General features: G+C 57.7%; 11 protein-coding genes. 8 read left to right on the plus strand and 3 right to left on the minus strand.

Translation table 11 applies throughout. The features are described from left to right. Positions 1–70: 70 nt before the first annotated feature. Both CDA56_RS16100 and ybtA read right to left on the minus strand, forming a co-directional pair. Entirely contained in the window at positions 71–6,169 is a 6,099-nt protein-coding gene (locus tag CDA56_RS16100) for a non-ribosomal peptide synthetase (protein WP_103814402.1), read from the minus strand. 183 nt (positions 6,170–6,352) lie between these two features. Next, positions 6,353–7,312, minus strand: a complete 960-nt coding sequence (gene ybtA, locus CDA56_RS16105; protein ID WP_025106339.1) for a yersiniabactin transcriptional regulator YbtA — start codon at positions 7,310–7,312, stop codon at positions 6,353–6,355. Positions 7,313–7,568: 256 nt separating this feature from the next. Here ybtA and ybtP point away from each other — a divergent pair, with 256 nt between their 5' ends. Genes ybtP through CDA56_RS16125 form a run of 4 tightly spaced genes read left to right on the plus strand, consistent with a single transcriptional unit; the run spans position 7,569 to position 13,681 of the window. After that, positions 7,569–9,281 (plus strand): yersiniabactin ABC transporter ATP-binding/permease protein YbtP, encoded by a 1,713-nt coding sequence (gene ybtP, locus CDA56_RS16110; RefSeq protein ID WP_046877587.1) that lies wholly within the window; start codon positions 7,569–7,571, stop codon positions 9,279–9,281. Further along, a complete protein-coding gene (gene ybtQ / locus CDA56_RS16115; protein WP_103814404.1) occupies positions 9,268–11,070 on the plus strand; it encodes a yersiniabactin ABC transporter ATP-binding/permease protein YbtQ in 1,803 nt (600 codons plus the stop codon). The genes ybtP and ybtQ overlap by 14 nt, the downstream gene beginning before the upstream one ends. Beyond that, entirely contained in the window at positions 11,063–12,343 is a 1,281-nt protein-coding gene (gene ybtX / locus CDA56_RS16120) for a yersiniabactin-associated zinc MFS transporter YbtX (RefSeq protein WP_103814406.1), read from the plus strand. The genes ybtQ and ybtX overlap by 8 nt, the downstream gene beginning before the upstream one ends. Positions 12,344–12,370: 27 nt before the next feature. Then, positions 12,371–13,681, plus strand: coding sequence for a salicylate synthase (locus tag CDA56_RS16125; protein WP_064374685.1), 1,311 nt, complete (start codon positions 12,371–12,373; stop codon positions 13,679–13,681). Positions 13,682–13,753: 72 nt separating this feature from the next. On the opposite strand, the gene pgtP is transcribed toward CDA56_RS16125, so the two are convergent. Beyond that, the gene (pgtP, locus tag CDA56_RS16130; RefSeq protein WP_064407246.1) at positions 13,754–15,142 is read right to left on the minus strand and encodes a phosphoglycerate transporter PgtP; all 1,389 of its coding nucleotides are present in this window, start codon (positions 15,140–15,142) and stop codon (positions 13,754–13,756) included. 373 nt (positions 15,143–15,515) lie between these two features. On the opposite strand from pgtP, the gene pgtC reads away from it, so the two are divergent. From pgtC to CDA56_RS16150, 4 genes are all read left to right on the plus strand, one after another. Next, positions 15,516–16,769: a phosphoglycerate transport regulator PgtC gene (pgtC, locus tag CDA56_RS16135; protein WP_049070598.1), complete on the plus strand. Its 1,254-nt coding sequence runs from the start codon at positions 15,516–15,518 to the stop codon at positions 16,767–16,769. Next, the gene (gene pgtB, locus CDA56_RS16140; protein ID WP_104011379.1) at positions 16,769–18,775 is read left to right on the plus strand and encodes a two-component system sensor histidine kinase PgtB; all 2,007 of its coding nucleotides are present in this window, start codon (positions 16,769–16,771) and stop codon (positions 18,773–18,775) included. The genes pgtC and pgtB overlap by 1 nt, the downstream gene beginning before the upstream one ends. Next, a complete protein-coding gene (pgtA, locus tag CDA56_RS16145; RefSeq protein ID WP_064374688.1) occupies positions 18,765–20,015 on the plus strand; it encodes a two-component system response regulator PgtA in 1,251 nt (416 codons plus the stop codon). The genes pgtB and pgtA overlap by 11 nt, the downstream gene beginning before the upstream one ends. Positions 20,016–20,365: 350 nt before the next feature. Beyond that, a complete protein-coding gene (locus CDA56_RS16150) occupies positions 20,366–21,649 on the plus strand; it encodes an HAAAP family serine/threonine permease (RefSeq protein ID WP_009652134.1) in 1,284 nt (427 codons plus the stop codon). The last annotated feature ends 26 nt before the right edge of the window (positions 21,650–21,675 follow it).

Here is a 21,675-nt window from a genome sequence, read left to right on the forward strand (position 1 = left end):
TAAAATTGACAAAGTCAGTGGCGCGCCATGCGTTGGCGATGGCGTCCGGGAAAAGTCAGTTTGTTTCGCGTCAAATGCGCCGCTGACGCCGGCGAACCGGCCGCACGCGTTTGGTTTTCTCCTCCAGGGCTACGCCAGCCAGATAATTGGCCAGCGCGACAGGAGAAGGGTGAGTGAACAGGTCAAGCAGCGTCAGGGCGGCGAATTCGTGACGTTGTAACAAGACGTGCAGCTGTACCAGATTCAGCGACGTGGCGCCCGCCTCAAAAAAGTTCTCTGCGGGTGCGACAGGCTCGCCAACCACCTCGCGAAAGGCGTCGCAAATCAGGCTGACGCTGCTCTCGTTCGCCGCGATCCGCGGCTGAGCGCGCTCAGGGCGCAGCCGGCGGGCGCGTCGCTCCGTGACCTTAAGCGGGGGAATCAGGTCGGCGAGCGGCAGCTGCCAGCTGCTGTCATCCTCCGCCATTCGGTTAAGCAACGCGCAATACTGTACAAACTGGCGCTCCACCTGCCCGTCAGGAAACAGGGCGGCGACAAAATCCCAGTTAAAGCGCAGTTCCCCTTCGGATTCATAAACCTGGTGATCGAGCCAGACCTGCGGCGTCTGGGATATACCCCACACCGGTTTGAGCAGATTGCGCCGGGCAAGGAAGTTGTCCTGCTCAAAGCCCAGCGCGCTGGTAAAGACGACGGGCATTGGGACAGCCGGTACGTTTTGCCGCCGCGCCAGTTGCCGCATCACGCGTATTGCCGACACATCGCGGTGGTTGAGGCTCTCGCTTAGTCGCTGCTGTAATAACCGCGCGCTTTGCAGCCAGCTCTCGCCGGGATGCCAGCTCAGCAGCATCAGCGAAGTAAAGTCGCCCAGGATCTGGTTGATTTGCGGGTGCAGCGGTCGTCTGTCGAAAAGCGTAAGGTTAAGCGTGAAATCGGGCTGTGCGCTCCATGCAGCAAGAACCGTTGACCACACGGATAACAGTACGGCCGACGGGGTGAGATGAGCGTCAGCCGCCCGCTGTTTCAGGCGACGCCAGCTCGCGCTGTCCATTGCCCCATTGAGCCGTGCGAAGCGCGGCGTCTCAACGTCCTGAGGCAAGCAGCGTAGCGGTAACGCAGGTGCCGGAGGAATATCATCAAGCTGCGTTTGCCACCATGCCAGAGAGTCGGGATTGGGCGTCCGCAGCGCGGGTTGCTGCAGATAATCCCTGAAGGTAACGGGAAGCGGCGGCGGCAGCTGCTGCGGATAGCGATAGCCGTGTTCCAGCTCTGACAACAGGATCTGCATGCTCAACCCGTCAAGCAACAGGTTATCCAGACACAGCCACAGGCGGGCGGGCATCCCGTCGACGAACCCGACCTGGAGATCGAATACCGGCCAGACTTCAGGGTTGAGAACCTGATGCGCCAGTCTGTCGCGTACCTGCAGCGCCTCTTCGGGGCTGTGCAGGATGTGCGCGGGTATCACCCACGGGGGAGTCTGTTCGAGAACCCGCTGTTGTCCATCCCGCACTACGGCGCGCAGCATATCGTGGCGGGCGATTAACCGGTTCCAGACCTTCTCCAGCCGGTGAATATCCAGATCGGCAATTTCAAATTCAACAAAGAAGTGTGAGCCTACGCCGCCAAGGGCAAAGCCCGGCTGACGCCCGACCAGGTAAGCCTGCTGCACATCAGTCAGCGCGAAAGGCCGGTAGCGTTCTTCAGGGGAGTGGACAAAGGGTTGTTCAACAGGGAGGTCGGTTTTACGCAGCGTGGCGGCAAAATCAGCCAGCCGGGGGTGATTAAACAGGTCGCTTAATCGTGCTTCATAACCCGCCTGGTGGAGCTGTCCGATCAGCCTGGTGGCTAGCAGGCTATCACCGCCATGCTGGAAGAAGTCGGTTTCTCTGCTGACGGCGCCCATTGACAAGAGCGGCTGCCAGATGACGGCAACCTGCTTCTCAATATCGCCCAGGGGTAAATCCGCTTCAGTCCGGTTTTCAGCTTCCGGGGTATGACAGCGCTTTAGCGTCTGATAGTCAATTTTGCCGTTCGCCGTCAGCGGTAAGGCGTCAAGTAAGAAGATCCGTTTCGGTACCATCCACCCCGGCAGACGTTCGGCGAGAGCGGACTGCAGCTGACGAGGATCGCGGCGTACCTGGCTAACGGGGCATTGTACGAGAAAGCGCTGCAATCCCTCGACTTCATCGCCGTGCTGGCAGTTGAAAGCGGCGGCGGTAAATATCGCCCCCCAGTCAGCGCTATTGTGAAGTAAGGCTTCGGGCTGACCATCGGTTAACAGAAGCGTGCTGAGCAGGGCGGAGGGCGTTAACTGACGAAACTCCAACACATAGAGCAGCGCGCCTGGAACGGCCAGCTGCTGTAATGCCGCGAGGAGCCCGGGCTCTTCCGGCAGCAGACGATGCAGGGCGTTATTCAGCCAGATAATGTCCGCCGAATGAGCATGCGCCGCCAGCGTGTCTGCACTCCAGAGGGCCAGACGGGCGTCAGACCACGGTGCAAGCCGCTGTCGGGCGCTCAGCAGCAGCTCCTGGCTGTGCTCAAGCCCGACATACTCAATCTCGTCAGCGCTGAGCCGGGTTAGCAGGCACTCTGCGGCGCGGGCGGTGCGGACACCCACCTCTAGCAGGCGTACCGGGCGCTGTAAACGCCGGGAAAGCTGTTGACAGATTGTCGCCAGTTCCTCGATATACAGGGCGCTGGCCGGATGGTCGAAAGCCAGACTTTCCGGCGACCACCGCGCATCGTTCAGTAATGACAGTTCGTGGCGAGCGCCGCGAAGGATCTGCGTTAAGGTGAGGTCATGCCCGCTGAAAGAAGGAGGGTCATTCTCCGGCGCTTCCCCCGCACAAACCTGATAACCCTCAGCGGCGGGCTGCAGTCGCTGTTGGGTCACGAGAAAGGCTAACCAGCGTTCCACCACGGCCCGCCAGCGAGGCTGGATAGCGAGAGCATTCATCAGGGGAAGAGGATCGGCGCCAGGAGTTTGACCCGGTTTCAGTTTTAACAGGCGATGCTGAAGAAAATCAGCGACCTGGCCGGCGGAGATTTCTGGGGGGCAGACACAGCAGGGCAGCGTTCCGGCAAGCCCGCGCCACTCCTGGGGCAGCGCCAGGTCCTGATGATGGGTAACGCAGAAAGCCGAACCCTGAGGCACAACCCAGGCCGCCAGGGTCTTTTCTTTTTCGCCGATCGCCACAACGGTTGACTGTTTCACTCCCGCCAGCTGGCTGAGCGCGCTTTCGATTTCACCCAGCTCGATGCGATATCCCCCGACTTTGACCTGCTTATCGCGACGACCGAGGAACTCTAACGTACCGTCTGGCCAGTAGCACCCGAGATCGCCGGTGCGATACCAGCGCGCGTTCGATTGCGTTACAAACTGCTGCTCGCTGCGTACAGGATCGTTAAAGTAGCCTTCCGCGACCCCGATACCGCCAATCCACAATTCGCCCGGTACCCAGTCCGGGCACTCCCGGCCCAGTTCATCCACCACCCGGTAACGTTGGTTGGCCAGCGGAAAGCCATAAGGGATGGCGCGCCAGTGGTCAGGGACCCGGTTAATTTCACAGGCGTTAGACCAGATAGACGCCTCGGTGGCGCCGCCCATGGCGATAAACTGTCCCTGGGGGCGGAAGGCGTGATAGCGGGCAGGGAGATCGAGGCCGATCCAGTCGCCGGAAAGCATGACCGCCCGCAGTTTCTCCGGCGCGGCGTCGGCGAAACCTTCACACCAGGTCAACAGCATATCGAACAGCGCCGGGACGCTGTTCCAGAGCGTAACCTGATGACGCTGGATCAATTCGCACCATGCGCGGGGATCGCGCCGTTGATTTTCCATAACGATAACCAGCGCGCCGCCGGCGCTCAGAACGCCAAAAATGTCGTAAACCGATAAATCAAAATGCAGGGCGGAGAGGGCCAGCACTCTGTCTCCGGGACCCACCTGGTAACGGGTATTGATATCGCAGCAGGTATTCAGCGCTGCACGGTGAGAAATGACCACGCCTTTCGGCGTGCCGGTCGACCCGGAGGTATAGATAATGTAGGCCGGCTGCGTCGGCGCGCGCGCCGTCTGGTCGGCTAGCGGCTCCGCCTCGATGGCCTGCTGCCAGGTCAGGTGGGAAATATCGTCTGACCAGGCGCTGGCGTCGTGCTGGCAGGTGAGCACCAGCCGGACGTTGGCGTCGGCGTAGATTTTCCCGCGCCGCGCGGCGGGCTGGTCGAGCGAAACCGGAACGTACACCGCCCCGGACAGCAGAACGGCGAGGACCGCAACCAGCTGTCCCGCGCCTTTCGACATTGTAATAGCGACATTGTCGCCGGGCTGAACCCCGCACGCGATTAACCTGCCAGCGCAGCGGCGCGCGTTCTCGGTCAGCTCACGATAATTCCACTGATAATGCGCGTCTGTTACCGCCAGCGCCTGCGGTTGCCGGAGGGCGATGCGGAAAATGCCTTCATGCAGCAAGCCCTGAGGAACGGGTGCGTCGGTTGCGTTAACCCGTTGACGTATCTCTCGCTGGCTTTGGGGCATCCTGTCCGCGAACGGCTTCTTCCAGGCGCTTTCATCATCGCAGAGTTGGTTAATCAGCTGGCAGTAGGCGTTGAACAACGTCTCGACCAGCGCCGGTGGGAACAACGCGTCATTGCTATCCCATTGTAGCCAGACCTCGCCCCGATGCTCGAACGCCAGATGATCTATCCAGACCTGCGGCGTCTGCGAGATGCCCCATTCCGGTTCGCCCAGCGGCGACTCGGCGCGGCTGCTGTACAGGGAGCGCCCCAGATTGCTGGTAAATACCACCGGGGCGCCGTGGGGATGGCTTTGCTGGCGTTTGAGTTCACGAAGGAGCTCGACGCCGGACCAGTGGCGATGCTCCCAGTCCTCAGTAAACGTGAGCTGGTTTTTACGCGCCAGGTTGCTGACGGTATCGCCATCGCAGGCGGTATCCAGCAGAAGAATATTGGTGAAGTCGGCAAGCATTTCGTCAACCGCCGGGTGCAGCGGCTGGCGGTCAAATAACGTGATATTGAGCAGCAGCCGCGTCAGGCCGCCCCAGCGCCCCAGAACGGCAGCAAAACAGGTCGCCAGCGCCATTGTCGGCGTCACGCCATTCTCACCGGCCCGTTGGCTAAAGGCGTTCCAGCGTGTTGTCGGGACAATCATGCGGCGTCGGGTATTACGGACTTCACGCAGCGTGGCGGGTTCGCAGGCTAGCGGTAAAACCGGCGCGGGTGGCAGCAACGATGCTTTCGCCAGCCAGTACGCGCGCGCTTTGTCGAGCAGCGGCTGATTGATCTTCTGCTGGTGCAGCAGATAAGCGCGGAAATCATAGCGGGGGTCGCCGGGCGGCAGCGACTCTCCGGCCAGCAGGGCGTTAAGTTCATCGAAAAACAGCGTAAAGCTGGAAGCATCCATAATCAGCAGGTCGATATTGACATGGAGGCGGTGGCGATTGTCCGGCAAGAGCGTCAACTGGAAATCAAAGGTTTCGCCCATTTCCACGCGTAAAAGACGGTGGCTCAGGCGCTGGCGCAATGTTTCCAGATAGGCCTGGCGGCTTGCCTCGTCGGTCTGGCGTAAATCATGAACGGTGACGCCGTTCCAGTATGGCTGCGGTAGCCAGACCTGCTGCCCGTCGGCGCGAAAGGCGATATGCAGCATCGGGTGGCGTTGCAGTAAGATCGTGATGGCCTGCTCCAGCTTTGGCGCCGTCAGATAATGGCCGGCAAACTCCTGATACAGATGGCAACCGACGCCGCCCAGCGTCTGTCCGGGCATTCGGCCTGTCAGATAGGCATGCTGTACCGGCGTCAGCGGGAAGGGGGTACCCTCGCTCATGACTGGCCACGCCGCGTCCGCCGGGGAGCTTGCATCATCCGGTTTTTCACCCGAACGGCTGCGCATCAGCTGGCGCCATGCTGCCAACGTGGGGGCGGCATACAGCTCGCGAAGGGTGAGGCGGTAGCCCTTTTTACGAAACCAGTGTAACCATCTCATTAATCTTATGGAGTCCAGGCCCGCCTGGATCAGATTGCTCTCTTCCTGTAACTGCTGCGGCGCTACATTCAGTTCCTGTATTAACAGTTCGCGTAATTGTTGATAATCGGCCGCTTCGCCGTTGTCCGATAACAGCGGATCCTGAGAGGGGGCGCCAGAAATCATTCTTCCTCCTGATGGCACGTCATACCAAAAGCATTGCTTATATGAGAATAATTATTATTAACAATTGAGCGCTACCCGAATCGGGTTTATTTGTGCCCGTTTCGGTTTACGGTCGGCAAAAAACAAGGCCCGGATGGCGAATCCGGGCCTTGTTAACGGAGGAGTTTCTGGGGTAAGCCCTGGTTAGATCAGACGTTTGAAGGTCGACGGGGTGACGCCAAACTGCTTCTGAAATGCGGCGGAGAAATGGCTGGCGTTGGCATAGCCTAGATCCGCCGCCACCGTCATAACGGAAGTATTGCCATTGGCCAGCCGTCTTCTTGCCTCCTGCATGCGTTCAGCCTGAAAAAGACCATAGACGCTGTTGTTGAACAGAACGCGAAATCCCCGCTTAATTTTAAGCACGCTTAAACCGGACTCTCTGGCGAGTTCGGTGACCCCCGGCGCCTGCGTCAAATCGGCCAGCAGCAGATCCTTTGCCCGCAGCAGTTTCTGGCGTTCCATCGGATTGAAGTGGCAGGAGGAACAGCTGGCGTCCTCGCGATGTTCATCAAGCACCAGGCTGAGCATCACCAGACTTTGTCCCTGTAGCCATAACGTCGACGGTTTTTGTTCATGACTGAAGCCGCCGTGCATCCGCATCAGCGCGTGACGCAGGGCCTGAGCCGTTAGGTGGGTTTCAGCATTACAACGCTGCTGCTGGCAACAGCAGTGGGAGTCGATCTTATTTTTAATGACCGAGCTAATATCCGGCACCCACAGCGCGAGGGCTTCAGGGCTGAAAGAGAGCGTAATGCTCTCGAACCGGCCGCAGTAGGAGGCGCTGCCGCGGCAGTCTGGCGTATGGGTAATGTAATGACGATCGCGCGCGAGTTCCCAGTCGGTGTGGCGGCTGAGCCCCTGGATCGCAAAGCGCGATGTGCCTTCCAGAATGCAAGAGAAGTTAATCCTGCCCAGGTCGTCGTGCAGCTGCAACGTCTCGGGCTGAGCAAAGTGGCCCCGCCAGAGCAAAATATCCATACCTTCCTGCAAAGAGCAGCGCAGCAGCTCACACTGGGCAGGAATAGCGCCATCGTTCGCGGGTTTTCCAACCACTAGCTGGTGAATAGAGATTGCAGATTGCGTTTGTGGTGACTCCGTCATGACCGGGTTATCTCCCTGTGGCTTAGACCAATGCGGGTATAAATAGAACCGAATGGGGTAGATGAGTAATTGATAATGGTTATTATTCACATTAATTCCCGGAACGCCACCTTGAAATAGTGTTTTTGGCGTCCATAAAAATTCATCAGGAAAATCAGCCACTCCCATGTCATCTCACTCATCCAACACTGAATCGCTGTCCCGATTTCCTCTTTGGCAGGTGATTACCCCGGTTCGCCGGAAGGTGCTCCTGGCTATGGCGCTGGCGGGGCTGGCGGCCTTCACCAGCCTGGGGGCGCTGCTTTTTCTGGCATGGTGCCTGCGCGATCTGCGCGGGGCGCCTGACATCATCCCCGTCTGGCCGCTGAGCGGCGTAGTCGGCTGCGTGATAGCGACCTTTATCCTGCGCCTGCAGGCGTTCAATACCTCTCATTATGCGGCTTTCCATCTGGAGAATATTCTGCGCAGCAGATTAGCCCGCAAGACCCTACAGCTTGCGCCGGGCGCGTTACAGCAAATGGGCAGCGGATCGGTGGCGAAAGTAATGCTGGATGATGTGAAGTCGTTACATATTTTTGTTGCTGACAGCACGCCGCTCTATGCCCGCGCCATAATCATGCCGCTGGCGACTGTTGTTCTCGTATTCTGGCTGGACTGGCGACTCGCCATCGCGACGCTGGGGGTACTGGCGTTTGGTTCGGTGGTGCTGGTACTCGCCCGTCAGCGCTCGGAAAACATGGCTCAGCGCTATCATCAGGCGCGTGAACGGGTCAGCGCCGCGGTGATTGAGTTCGTACAGGCCATGCCGGTGGTGAGGACCTTTGATAGCGGCAGTACCAGCTTTTTGCGCTATCAACATGCCCTCGAAGAGTGGGTCGATGTGCTCAAAAGCTGGTATCGGCAGGCCGGATTTTCAGCGCGCTTTTCATTCTCAATTCTGAACCCGCTGCCGACCATATTCGTTCTTATATGGTGCGGATACGGCCTGCTGCACGCTGGCAGTCTCGATTTTATCGCCTGGGTAGCCGTTTTACTGATAGCCAGCGGAATGGCCGAAGCGGTAATGCCGATGATGATGCTTAATAACCTGGTCGCGCAAACGCGTTTAAGCGTTCAGCGTATCTATCAGGTTCTCGCGATGCCGGAACTCTCGCGCCCGCGAGCCGATCGACAGCCGGAAGAGGCGAGTATCACCTTTGAGCAGGTAAGCTTTCATTATCCGCAAGCGCGGACTGGCGCCGCGTTGCAGGAGGTGAGCTTTCACGTGCCTGTCGGGCAAATTGTGGCGCTGGTAGGGCCAAGCGGCGCCGGGAAAAGCACCGTGGCGCGGCTGCTACTGCGTTACGCCGATCCCGACAAAGGCCATATTCGTATTGGCGGCGTGGATCTGCGCGATATGCGGATAGAGACCCTGATGAAGCAAATCTCGTTTGTGTTTCAGGACAACTTTCTTTTTGCCGACACGATCGCCAATAACATCCGTCTGGGCGCGCCGGATACGCCGCTGGAATCGGTGATAGCGGCGGCCAGAGTGGCGCAGGCGCATGAGTTTATAAGCGCGTTGCCGGAGGGTTACAGCACGCGGGTCGGGGAACGAGGGGTATTTCTCTCCGGCGGGCAGCGGCAGCGCATCACCATCGCCCGGGCGCTTTTGCAGGATCGTCCCATTCTGGTGCTTGATGAAGCGACGGCGTTTGCCGATCCGGAAGGTGAAGCGGCGCTTATCAAAGCCCTCGCGGCGGCCATGCGCGGCCGGACGGTCATCATGGTCGCGCATCGTCTCTCCATGGTGACTCAGGCCGATGTGATATTGCTGTTTTCCGACGGTCAGCTCCGGGAAAGCGGGAGCCACGGGCAGCTGTTGGCGCAGGGTGGCCTGTATCAACGGCTATGGCAACGCTATCAGCAGGCGCAGCAGTGGGCGCCGGGTGGAACGCAGGAAGAGGCGGTGCAAAATGAAAGACACTAACCCGGTGGATAATCTGGCCTGGCGCGCGATCTGGCGCCAGCTTATCTCCAGCGTGGGCAGTCAGGCGGGAACGCTGCGGCGCAGTCTGGTTGCTCTGCTGCTGGCGGCATTGATGCAGGGGATCGCCTTCGCCTGTCTCTATCCGATCGTTGATGCGCTGCTACGGAATGAAGCATCGCGGCTTCTTCACTGGGCTTTGGCCTTCAGCATTGCGGCGTTGGTGACGCTGGCGCTCCGCTGGTATGGGCTGGGCTTTGAATACCGCGGGCATCTGGCGCAGGCCACCCATGAGCTGCGCCTGCGCCTGGGCGAACAATTACGCCGCGTGCCGCTGGAGAGGCTCCAGCGCGGCAGAGCGGGCGAAACGAACGCCTTGTTGCTGGGCTCCGTGGATGAAAACCTCAATTATGTGATTGCGATAGCCAATATTTTACTGCTGACCATCGTCACGCCGCTGACGGCGTCGCTGGCGACATTGTGGATCGACTGGCGGCTGGGGCTGGTGATGCTGCTGATCTTCCCTTTGCTGGCGCCGTTTTATTACTGGCGCCGCCCGGCGATGCGGCGACAAATGCAGACCCTGGGCGAAGCGCACCAGCGGCTGAGCGGGGATATTGTTGAATTTGCGCAGGGGATGATGGTATTGCGTGCCTGCGGTAGCGATGCCGATAAAAGCCGGGCGCTGCGGGATCATTTTAATGCTCTGGAAAACTTACAGACCCGCACTCACCGCCAGAGCGCGGGCGCGACGATGCTGATCGCCGGCGTTGTGGAGCTGGGACTACAGGTGGTGGTGTTGTGCGGAATTATCTGGGTGGTCACGGGCACATTGAACCTCGCCTTTCTGATTGCCGCCGCCGCGATGATTATGCGTTTCGCTGAACCGATGGCCATGTTTATCAGCTACACCTCGGTGGTGGAACTGATTGCCAGCGCCTTAAAGCGTATTGAGCAATTTATGGCGATCGCGCCGCTTCCCGTTGCCGAACGCGGGGAGATGCCGGAACGTTATGATATCCGCTTTGACAATATTCATTACCGCTATGACGACAGCGGCGCTCCCGCGCTCAATGACCTCTCTTTAACCTTTCCGGCGGCCAGTATGAGCGTGCTGGTGGGCGCTTCCGGCGCAGGTAAAACCACGGTCAGCAAACTGTTAATGCGCTATGCCGATCCGCAGCAAGGGCGGATTTCTATCGGCGGCGTCGATATTCGTCGCCTGACGGCGGAGCAGCTCAACAGCCTGATTTCCGTCGTTTTCCAGGATGTCTGGCTGTTTGATGACACATTGCTGGCGAACATCCTGATTGCGCGCCCGCAGGCGACCCAGCAGGAAGTGGAAGAGGCCGCCCGCGCGGCGCAGTGTCTTGAATTCATTACCCGCCTTCCTCAAGGCTGGCTGACGCCAATGGGCGAGATGGGCGGACAGCTATCGGGCGGCGAGCGCCAGCGGATTTCCATTGCCAGAGCCTTATTGAAAGATGCGCCGATCGTCATTCTTGATGAGCCGACCGCCGCGCTGGATATCGATAGCGAGCTGGCGGTACAGAAAGCTATCGATAACCTGGTTCACAACCGGACGGTGATTATTATCGCCCATCGCCTGTCTACCATCGTCGGGGCCGGAAACATCCTGGTGATGGAGGAGGGCAAAGTGGTTGAACAGGGCACCCATGCGCAGCTGCTCTCTCTTCATGGGCGTTACCAGGCGCTGTGGCACGCGCAAATGGCCGCCCGCGCCTGGCGCGCCGAAGGGAGTTCCACGTCAGAGCAGGTGGCGCATGAGTGACGTTCCGTCGAATGTGAAATCGCTGACGTTAACCACCGGGCGGGTGATTTTCGCCATTGCCGGCATCTATGTGACACAGAGTCTGGTATCGGCGCTCTCGATGCAGTCCTTGCCCGCGCTGGTGCGCGCTGCTGGCGGATCGCTTGCGCTTGCCGGGGCGACAACCCTGTTCATGCTGCCCTGGGCGCTGAAGTTTATTTGGGCGCCGTGGGTCGAGCGCTGGCGGCTACCTCCTGGTAGCCCGCAGCGCCGTTCCCGCATGCTGATCCTGCGCGGGCAGGCTGCGCTCGCGGCGATCCTGGCGATTGCCGCCGCGATTGGCGGGACAGGGCGAGAAGGCGGATTGCCCGAAACGCTAGTCGTCGCGCTATTTGCGCTGTTTATGGTGGCGGGTACAGTCGCCTCCACTATTGATATCGCCAGCGACGGTTTTTGCGTCGATCAGCTGACCCGCGCAGGGTACGGTTGGGGAAACAGCGTGCAGGTCGGCGGCAGCTATCTGGGAATGATGTGCGGCGGCGGGGTGTTTCTGATGCTGTCGGCGACCGTCGGCTGGCCTGCGGCCATGCTGATGATGGCGGCGCTGATCCTGGTCTTATCCGTACCCCTGTGGCGCGTTGCCGAACCAACGCGCGCAGCATCTGTTCCGCATGTTCCGGCATTGGGTTATGCGCTTAGAAGGCGACAGGCTCGTCTGGGCTTAATGCTGGTATTGATGCTGAATTCCGGCATGCGGTTTGTGCTGCCTCTTCTGGCGCCGCTGCTGTTGGATCATGGTCTGAGCATGTCAGCGCTCGGCGCGCTGTTCAGCGGCGGTAATATTGCGGCGGGCATAGCCGGAACGCTGGCGGGTGGATTGCTGATGAAATGCCTCTCACCCGGCAGAGCGCTGTTTGCGGCTTATGGCGTGCAGGGCATCGCGCTGCTGGCGGTAGTGATGACGCTGCTGATAGCGCCGGGTCCTCTACTGCTGCCGATTCTCCAGGGGTTGATCGTTGTTCAATCTGTTTCGCTGGCCTGCGCGTTGGTCTGTCTTTACGCCACGCTGATGGCGCTTTCTTCGCCTTTGCAGGCTGGTGTCGATTTTACGCTCTTTCAATGTACTGACGCCGCTATCGCCATTCTGGCCGGCGTAGTCGGCGGCGTTGTCGCGCAGCGCTTTGGCTATGCGGCCTGCTTCCTGTTTGCCGGCGTATTCACGTTGCTGGCGGCGTGGATTGTTTCTATCCGACTGCGTTCGGCAAAAGAACTAATGACAAGCTCAATTGATTGATCCGGGAATAACACAGAGAGGTAAGGGATGAAAATCAGTGAATTTTTACACCTGGCGTTACCAGAGGAGCAATGGCTACCGATGATTTCTGGCGTCTTACGTCAGTTCGGAGATGAAGAGTGCTATGTCTATGAGCGCCAACCTTGCTGGTACATAGGTAGAGGATGCCAGGCGCAATTGCAGATTAATGCCGACGGCACCCAGGCGACATTCATTGATGATGCCGGAGAACAAAAGTGGGCGGTAGATTCGATTACCGACTGCGCGCGTCGTTTTATGACGCATCCGCGGGTGAGAGGATGCCGGGTATATGGCCAGGTTGGGTTCAACTTTGCGGCCCATGCGCGGGGAATGGCCTATGATGCCGGCGAGTGGCCGCTGCTAACGTTAACCGCTCCCCGTGAAGAACTTATTTTTGAGAAAGGAAATGTTACCGTTTACGCGGACTCCGCCGACGGATGCCGCCGTCTGTGCGAGTGGGTAAAAGAGGTCGATACGGCGACACCATGCGGGCCAATGGTTGTGGATACCGCCCTGGACGGTGAAGCGTATAAACAGCAGGTTGCGCGCGCCGTTTCGGCGATCCGCCGCGGCGATTACGTTAAAGTCATCGTCTCACGCGCGATTCCTCTGCCGGCGCGAATTGATATGCCCGCTACGCTGCTATATGGACGACAGGCCAACACGCCCACCCGTACGTTTATGTTTCGCCAGCAAGGACGCGAGGCGCTGGGTTTTAGTCCGGAACTGGTGATGTCGGTGACGGGAAAGAAAGTGGTCACTGAACCGCTGGCGGGCACCCGCGATCGCATGGGCGATACGGCGCATAATCAGGCAAATGAGAGGGAGCTGCTGCACGACGGTAAAGAGGTGCTTGAGCATATCCTCTCGGTCAAAGAAGCCATTGCCGAACTGGAGGCGGTTTGCCAGCCCGGCAGCGTGGTGGTCGAGGATTTGATGTCGGTTCGCCAGCGCGGCAGCGTCCAGCATCTGGGGTCTGGCGTCAGCGGCCAGCTCGCGGAAGATAAGGATGCCTGGGATGCGTTTACCGTGCTGTTTCCGTCAATTACCGCGTCAGGTATCCCTAAAAAGGCGGCCCTCAACGCGATCATGCAAATTGAAAAAACGCCGCGGGAGCTCTATTCAGGCGCAATCCTGCTGCTGGAAGATACGCGCTTCGATGCGGCGTTAGTACTGCGTTCCGTGTTTCAGGATAGCCAGCGCTGCTGGATACAGGCGGGGGCGGGTATCATCGCGCAATCTACGCCGGAACGCGAACTGACGGAAACCCGTGAGAAATTAGCGAGCATTGCGCCCTATTTAAAGGTGCCCGCGTGACGGTTATCGACCCTGTTTAAGGTTAAAAGTGCCAGCAGGCTGGCACTCTCTTTTGCCGGGTTCAGGCGCTTATTATGCGTCGGCCAGCGCCAGCTCGGCTTCTTGCTGCTGCGTGTTCTTACGCTGTTGCTCAAGCTCCAGCGCGCCGCGATGAGAGAGGTAGCAGAACAGAATGCAGCAGACGATCCCGCCCATCAGCAGATAGAACCCGCCGTGCCAGCCCATTTTATCCACCATCACGCCAAACAGGCTGGTGCCTAACGATGCGCCAAAGATGTAGCTCATAAATCCGCGCAGTCCCACGGCGGAGCCGACGGCAAAGCTGGGAACAATTTCCATGGTCTGCACGGAGGCCAGAAACTGCGGCACGTAAATCAGGCAGCCCACGATCGCCGCGAACACCGTCACCATCAGCAGGGATTCGCTTTTCCAGTAGCCGATCAGGCAGACAAAAATCAGCGCCATACAGATCATGGCAAGCGGCATGCGCCGTCCTTTGAACAGCTTGTCGGAGAGCCAGCCCGCCAGCAGGGTCGACGGAATCGCCGCCCATTCAAAGAACAGGAACGCGACGCTCATCTGCTCTTTGGAAAAATGTTTCACCGTCAGCAGATAGATAGGCAGCCAGCTGATCATGCCGAAACGCACCATATAGACAAACACGTCCACAAGGGAGACATACCAGGCGTTTTTGTTGCGCAGAACGTAGGTGCAGAAGATCTGGAATGCGCTCATATTCTCCGGCGCTTTTACCGCGTGTTTAGCGTTAAGCACGACCTTTTCTTCCGGCATCATCTCTTCCAGCGCAGGCAGGCCTTCCTCGCGCGGCGAACCTTTACCCAGCGCCAGTACGCTGATGGCGAACACCACCGCCACGCAGGCCGGGACAATGTAGCTGGCGCTCTGCCAGTGCTCGGTACCGAGAATTGCAAACGCGGCGCCGACGATCGGGGCGACAATCCCGCCGCCGACGTTATGGGAAATGTTCCAGAAAGCCCCCACGCGACCGCGCTCCCGGCGAGGGAACCAGTTAGCGATGGTGATAAAAGAGGGGCCGACGCCCATCCCCTGAAACAGACCGTTCAGAACGACCAGCGCAGCGAAGATCCAGAATGCGGTGCTGAACCCCAACCCGACGTTGACGATCGCGCACAGCACCAGGCCGCAGGCCATAAAGACTTTCGGGCTGGCTTTATCCGCCAGGCTGCTCATAACGCCTTTGCTGATCCCGTACGCAATGAGCATACAGCTGCTGAGCAAACCGATCTGGGTGGCGCTCAGATCTAACTGCTCTTTCAGATAGGGCGTGGATAAGGTGAAATTGTTGCGCACAATATAGTACGCCAGATAACCCAGAAATACGCTTAGCAGCGCCTGCATGCGATAGCGGCCATAAGTTGCCTGAATTTTCTCAGCCGGCACTTTATTTGCCGACGGCCCTTTTTTTAATATTGATAACATGTCGTCACCTGTATTTTATATTGATATGAACATCAGGAGTATTCGGCATGAAGAGTGAAATAAGTGGTCAGAAAACTCAAATCGTCGAAATGGGTCAAAACTGACTCAAATTGATGAATTCAGGGGTTATTTTTAACGCATTGAGCATCAATGAAATAGCGAATAATTAATTTCCCGCTAATTTTATGTCAGGCGTGTGCGGATATTAACAAATTCCACATTCATTATCTGGTAATGTTTGCTGATATTCCCGGCGGCCAGCGCGGCTATTTCGAGGCTAGCGGTGATTAATCCGCCAGACGTCATAAACGGGTAAGTTTTGTCTCAACGCTCTTTTTTCGGTATTTCAATATTTATGAACGGGATCACAAACATGTTTCTGCGGTGGAGTCGGGCGCCCGGCAAAACGCTTGCGTTGCTGCTGCTGGCCGCCGGATTCAGCTCCTGTGCGGCGCAGGGGAACGAACTGGTGATGGCGACAACATTTTCCCCCAGCGCCACCGCGTGGATTATCGCACGCTGGCAAACGGAGCCGGGGTCGGTGATGATTCGCACCCTCAACCGCACCAGCGCCTCGCTGGAACAGCTGCTTGATACGGCAAATGCGGAGAACGTTGATCTGGTCCTGACCTCATCACCGATGCTGCTGCAGCATCTTCAGGAGCATCAAAAGCTGGCGCCGTTCAGCGGCGCGCCGGCGGCCAGTCAACGCCTGGTGCCGGAATCCATCCGCGCCACCTCCGTTGCCGTGGCGATGTCGGGGTTTGGCTTGCTGATTAACCGCTCGGCGCTGACGACGCGGCATCTGCCTGCGCCAGCGGACTGGGACGATCTCACCGATCCCCGATATCAGGGGGCGCTGCTGATGAGCAGCCCGTCGCGCTCGGACACTAATCATCTGATGGTGGAGTCGCTGCTGCAACAAAAAGGCTGGCTTAAGGGATGGCAAACGCTGCTGGCAAGCGCGGGAAATCTGGTGACGATTTCATCCCGCAGCTTTGGCGTGGCGGATAAGATCAAAAGCGGGCTGGGCGTAGCCGGTCCGGTGATTGATAACTATGCCAATCTGTTGCTGAACGATCCGCACCTTGCCTTTATCTATTTTCCGCAGTCGGCGGTGTCGCCTACCTACGTTGCGGTGCTCAAAAATAGCCAGCACGCCAGCGAGGCGCGGCGGTTTATTCGCTATCTGCTGAGCCCGGAAGGCCAGCGGATCCTCGCCGACGCGAATACCGGGAAATACCCGGTGACGCCGCTGACGGCAGGCAATCCACGGGCGGCGCAGCAGGCGGTGCTGATGAATCAACCGCCGCTGAACTATCGCCTGATCCTTAAGCGTCAGCGCCTGGTTCAGCGGATGTTTGATACGGCGATCAGCTTTCGTCTCGCCCAGCTGAAAGATGCCTGGCGAGCGCTGCACAGCGCGGAGGCTCGCCTTAAGCGTCCGCTGCCCGAAATACGCGCGCTGCTAACCGGCGTCCCGGTCGATCCGGCAAGCAGCGAGGATGAAGCCTGGCTGGCTAAGTTCGATAATAAGAGCTTTGCGGAGCAGCAAATGATGGAGTGGCAGCTCTGGTTTCTCAACAACCAGCGGCAGGCGATCAATAAACTGGAAGAGCTGAAATGATGGCCCGTTCCATACTGCAACGTCTGCGGCAAATCAGTATCAGCAGCAGCCTGCGCGGGGCCTTTCTGATGGGCGCGCTGCTGACGCTTATTGTCAGCAGCGTCAGCCTCTATTCATGGCATGAGCAAAGCTCGCAGATACCCTATTCGCTGGACGAGTATTTTCCCCGCATCCACTCTGCTTTTCTGATTGAAGGCAATCTCAATCTAGTGGTCGATCAGCTGAATGAATTTCTGCTGGCGCCGAATACCACGGTGCGCCTGCAGCTGCGTAACCAGATTATTCAGCATCTGGATAAAATCGAGCGGCTGAGCCAGGGCTTGTCGCCCGCGGAACGCCAGCAGCTGGCGGTGATTTTACAGGACAGCCGCGCGCTGCTGTCGGAGCTGGATCGCGTGCTCTACAACATGTTTCTGGTACGCGAAAAGGTGGGGGAACTCTCGGCGCGTATCGACTGGCTGCACGATGATTTTACCACTGAGCTGAATTCACTGGTGCAGGACTTTACCTGGCAGCAGGGAACGCTGCTCGATCAGATAGAAGCCCGCCAGGGCGACGCGGCGCAGTACCTGAAGCGTTCCAGAGAAGTCCAGAACGAACAGCAGCAGGTCTATACGCTGGCCCGCATTGAGAATCAAATCGTTGACGACCTGCGCGACAGGCTTAATGAACTGAAATCCGGAAATGATGACGGCATGCTGGTGGAGACGCATATCCGCTATCTCGAAAACCTGAAGAAAACGTCGGATGAAAATATTCGCGCGTTGGACGACTGGCCGAGCACGATCACGCTGCGACAAACGATTGATGAGCTGCTGGAAATCGGCATGGTGAAAAATAAGATGCCGGATACCATGCGCGACTACGTGACGGCGCAAAAAGCGTTAGTGGACGCCAGTCGCGCCAGAGAAGCCACGCTGGGGCGTTTCAGGACGCTGCTTGAAGCCCAGCTTGGCAGCAGTCATCAGCAAATGCAGATGTTTAATCAGCGTATGGGACAGATTGTCCGCGTGAGCGGCGGGTTGATTCTGGTGGCGACGCTGCTGGCGCTGCTGCTGGCGTGGGTGCTGAATCATTATTTCATCCGATCGCGGCTGGTGAAGCGCTTTACCGCGCTGAACCAGGCGGTGGTGCAGATTGGTTTAGGCCGGACGGATGCCACCATTCCGGTTTATGGCCGGGATGAGCTGGGGCGTATTGCCTGTTTGCTTCGCCATACGCTGGGTCAGCTTAACGCGCAAAAACAGCAGCTTGAACAGGAGATTGGCGAGCGAAAAACGATTGAGGCCGATCTTCGCGCCACCCAGGACGAGCTGATCCAGACCGCTAAACTGGCGGTGGTGGGGCAGACGATGACCACCCTGGCGCATGAGATCAACCAGCCGCTGAACGCGCTGTCGATGTATCTGTTTACGGCAGGACGGGCGATTGAGCAGGGACAGACGGCGCAGGCGCGGGCGACGTTAAGTAAAGCGGAAGGGTTGATTAACCGCATTGACGCGATTATCCGCTCGCTGCGTCAATTTACCCGCCGCGCTGAACTGGAAACGCCGCTGCATCCGGTTGATTTGCGTCAGACGTTTACGGTGGCGTGGGAACTGCTGGCGATGCGCCATAAGCCGCAGCAGGGGACGCTGGAGATACCGGATGAAACCGTCTGGATCCGCGGCGATGAAGTGCGGGTTCATCAGGTGCTGGTCAACGTACTGTCGAATGCGCTCGACGCCTGTCCGACCGCGGCGAAAATAACGGTGAGCTGGCAAATCCACGGCGATACCCTGCGCGTGTTGATTGCCGATAACGGTCCCGGCTGGCCTGCGGCCTTGCTACCGTCACTGCTGAAGCCGTTCACCACCAGCAAAGATGTGGGGCTGGGGATTGGGCTGTCGATTTCTGTTTCGCTGATGACGCAAATGGAAGGGACGCTGCGCCTGGCGTCGACGTTAACGCGCAATGCCTGCGTGGTGCTGCAATTTAATTTAACGGATGTAAATGATGTTGAGTAATGAGTGTTCGATTCTGCTGATTGATGATGATCGCGACGTGCTGGATGCCTATACGCAGCTGCTTGAGCAAGCGGGTTATCACGTCCACGCCTGCGATAACCCCTTTGATGCGCGGGCGTGGCTGCAGAAGGACTGGCCCGGCATTGTGCTGAGCGATGTCTGCATGCCCGGCTGCTCCGGCATCGATTTGATGACGCTGTTTCATCAGGATGACGAGCAGCTGCCGATTCTGCTTATCACCGGGCATGGCGACGTACCGATGGCGGTGGATGCGGTGAAAAAGGGGGCCTGGGATTTTCTGCAAAAGCCGGTCGATCCGGGTAAGCTGCTCTCGCTGGTGGACGCCGCGTTGCGCCAGCGGCAAGCGGTGATCGCGCGTCGCCAGTACGGCCAGCAAAAATTACGGGTTGAGCTGATCGGGCGCAGCCAATGGACTGAACAGTATCGCCAGCGTTTACAGCAGTTGGCAGAGACGGATATTGCGGTCTGGCTTTACGGCGAAGCGGGAACCGGGCGTATGACCGGCGCACGTTACCTGCACCAGCTGGGGCGTAACGCCGAAGGCCCTTTTATCTACTGCGAACTGACTGCGGCCAACGCCCATAAGCTGAATGACGCGATCGCGCAGGCGCAGGGCGGAACGCTGGTATTAAGCCACCCGGAGCACCTGACTCATGAGCAACAACATCAGCTGGTACAGGCGCAGAGCCATGAGAAGCGGCCTTTTCGCCTGATTGGTATCGGCAGTGCGTCGCTAGTGGCGCTGGCGGGCAGTAGCCAGATCGTGGCGGAGCTCTATTACTGCTTCGCGATGACGCAAATTGCCTGCCTGCCGCTGTCAAGGCGGCCTGATGATATCGAGCCGCTGTTCCACCACTATTTGCAAAAAACCTGTCAGCGGCTGAATCATCCCGTCCCGGAGGTGGATAGCCATCTGTTAAAAGGGATGATACGTCGGGCGTGGCCGAACAACGTCCGCGAACTGGCGAACGCTGCCGAACTGTATGCGGTGGGGGTATTACCGCTCGCGGATACGGTGAATCCGCTGATGCACGTCGGCGAGCCGACGCCGCTCGATCGACGGGTTGAGGACGTAGAGCGGCAGATCATCACCGAAGCGCTGAATCTCCATCAGGGGCGCATTAATGAAGTGGCGGAGTATCTGCTTATTCCGCGTAAAAAACTCTATCTCAGAATGAAGAAATATGGCCTGAGTAAAGAGCACTACAAGGGCTTTTAGCGAAAATTGAGGGGGAGGGCGTTTATTTCCTTGCCCCTGATTTTTTGCGTTTTATTAATCGTGTGACAAATAGTGGTTGTTATCTCTGCACGTGAATTATATAAATATCCAGCAAGTTAAGCACCCCCATATAAATAATAACGTATTAAAAATGATACTTTAAAAAATAATAATATTTCAGTACTAATTTTGATGCGTTAAAAGCTGCCACTATAAATCAGGTTATGTGATCGCTGTTAGTGAATCAGCATAGTTGCATTTTATAAAATAGCCAAACAAACACAGCGTTTTTATTACCTGAATCAGAGTCAAATTAATTTGACCCTACTCTATATTACTGAGGCCATATTATGGAAACCGTTCAAAATACCCTCGTTGCTCGCGAGAGCAGCGGCTGGAGAAAAAGTGATACCGTGTGGATGCTGGGCCTGTACGGTACCGCAATTGGTGCAGGGGTGCTTTTCCTGCCAATTAACGCCGGGGTTGGCGGTTTAATTCCGTTAATCATCATGGCCATTCTTGCCTTCCCGATGACCTTTTTTGCCCACCGCGGTTTAACCCGTTTTGTCCTGTCGGGCAAAAATCCGGGAGAAGATATTACCGAAGTGGTGGAAGAACATTTCGGCACCGGTGCAGGTAAGCTTATCACGCTGCTTTATTTCTTCGCTATTTATCCGATACTGCTGGTTTATAGCGTTGCTATTACCAACACCGTCGACAGCTTTATTACTCACCAGCTTGGTCTGGTGTCTCCGCCGCGCGCTATTTTGTCGCTGATTTTAATTGTCGGCATGATGGGGATTGTCCGCTTTGGCGAAAAAATGATTGTTAAGGCCATGAGCGTGCTGGTGTTTCCGTTCGTGTTCGCGTTGATGGTATTGGCGCTGTATTTGATCCCGCAATGGAACGGCGCGGTACTGGATACGCTGTCGCTGAGCAGCGCTTCGGCAACGGGAAATGGTCTGTGGATGACCCTGTGGCTGGCTATCCCGGTCATGGTCTTCTCCTTCAACCATTCGCCGATTATCTCCTCTTTTGCGGTGGCTAAACGTGAAGAATATGGCCAGGACGCCGAGCGCAAATGCTCCCGTATTCTGGGCTTCGCCCACATCATGATGGTGCTGACGGTGATGTTCTTTGTGTTCAGCTGCGTACTGAGCCTCTCCCCGGAAAACCTGGCGGAAGCGAAAGCGCAGAACATCTCCATCCTCTCATATCTGGCGAACCATTTTAACGCGCCGGTGATTGCCTGGATGGCGCCGATCATCGCGATGATTGCGATTACTAAATCCTTCCTCGGCCACTACCTCGGCGCGCGTGAAGGCTTCAACGGCATGGTGATTAAGTCACTGCGCGGAAAAGGGAAATCGATCGAAATCAACAAACTGAACAAGATCACCGCGCTGTTCATGCTGGTGACCACCTGGATTGTTGCCACCCTGAACCCCAGCATCCTGGGGATGATTGAAACGCTGGGCGGCCCGGTCATCGCGATGATCCTGTTCCTGATGCCAATGTATGCCATCAACAAAGTACCGGCCATGCGCAAGTACAGCGGCCATATCAGTAACGCGTTTGTGGTGGTAATGGGACTGATTGCCATCTCCGCTATTTTCTTCTCTCTGTTCAGCTAAGTTTTCAGCGCCGCCTGTCACCGGCG

It is taken from the genome of Klebsiella michiganensis (genome assembly GCF_002925905.1).
Classification (GTDB): Bacteria; Pseudomonadota; Gammaproteobacteria; order Enterobacterales; family Enterobacteriaceae; genus Klebsiella; species Klebsiella michiganensis.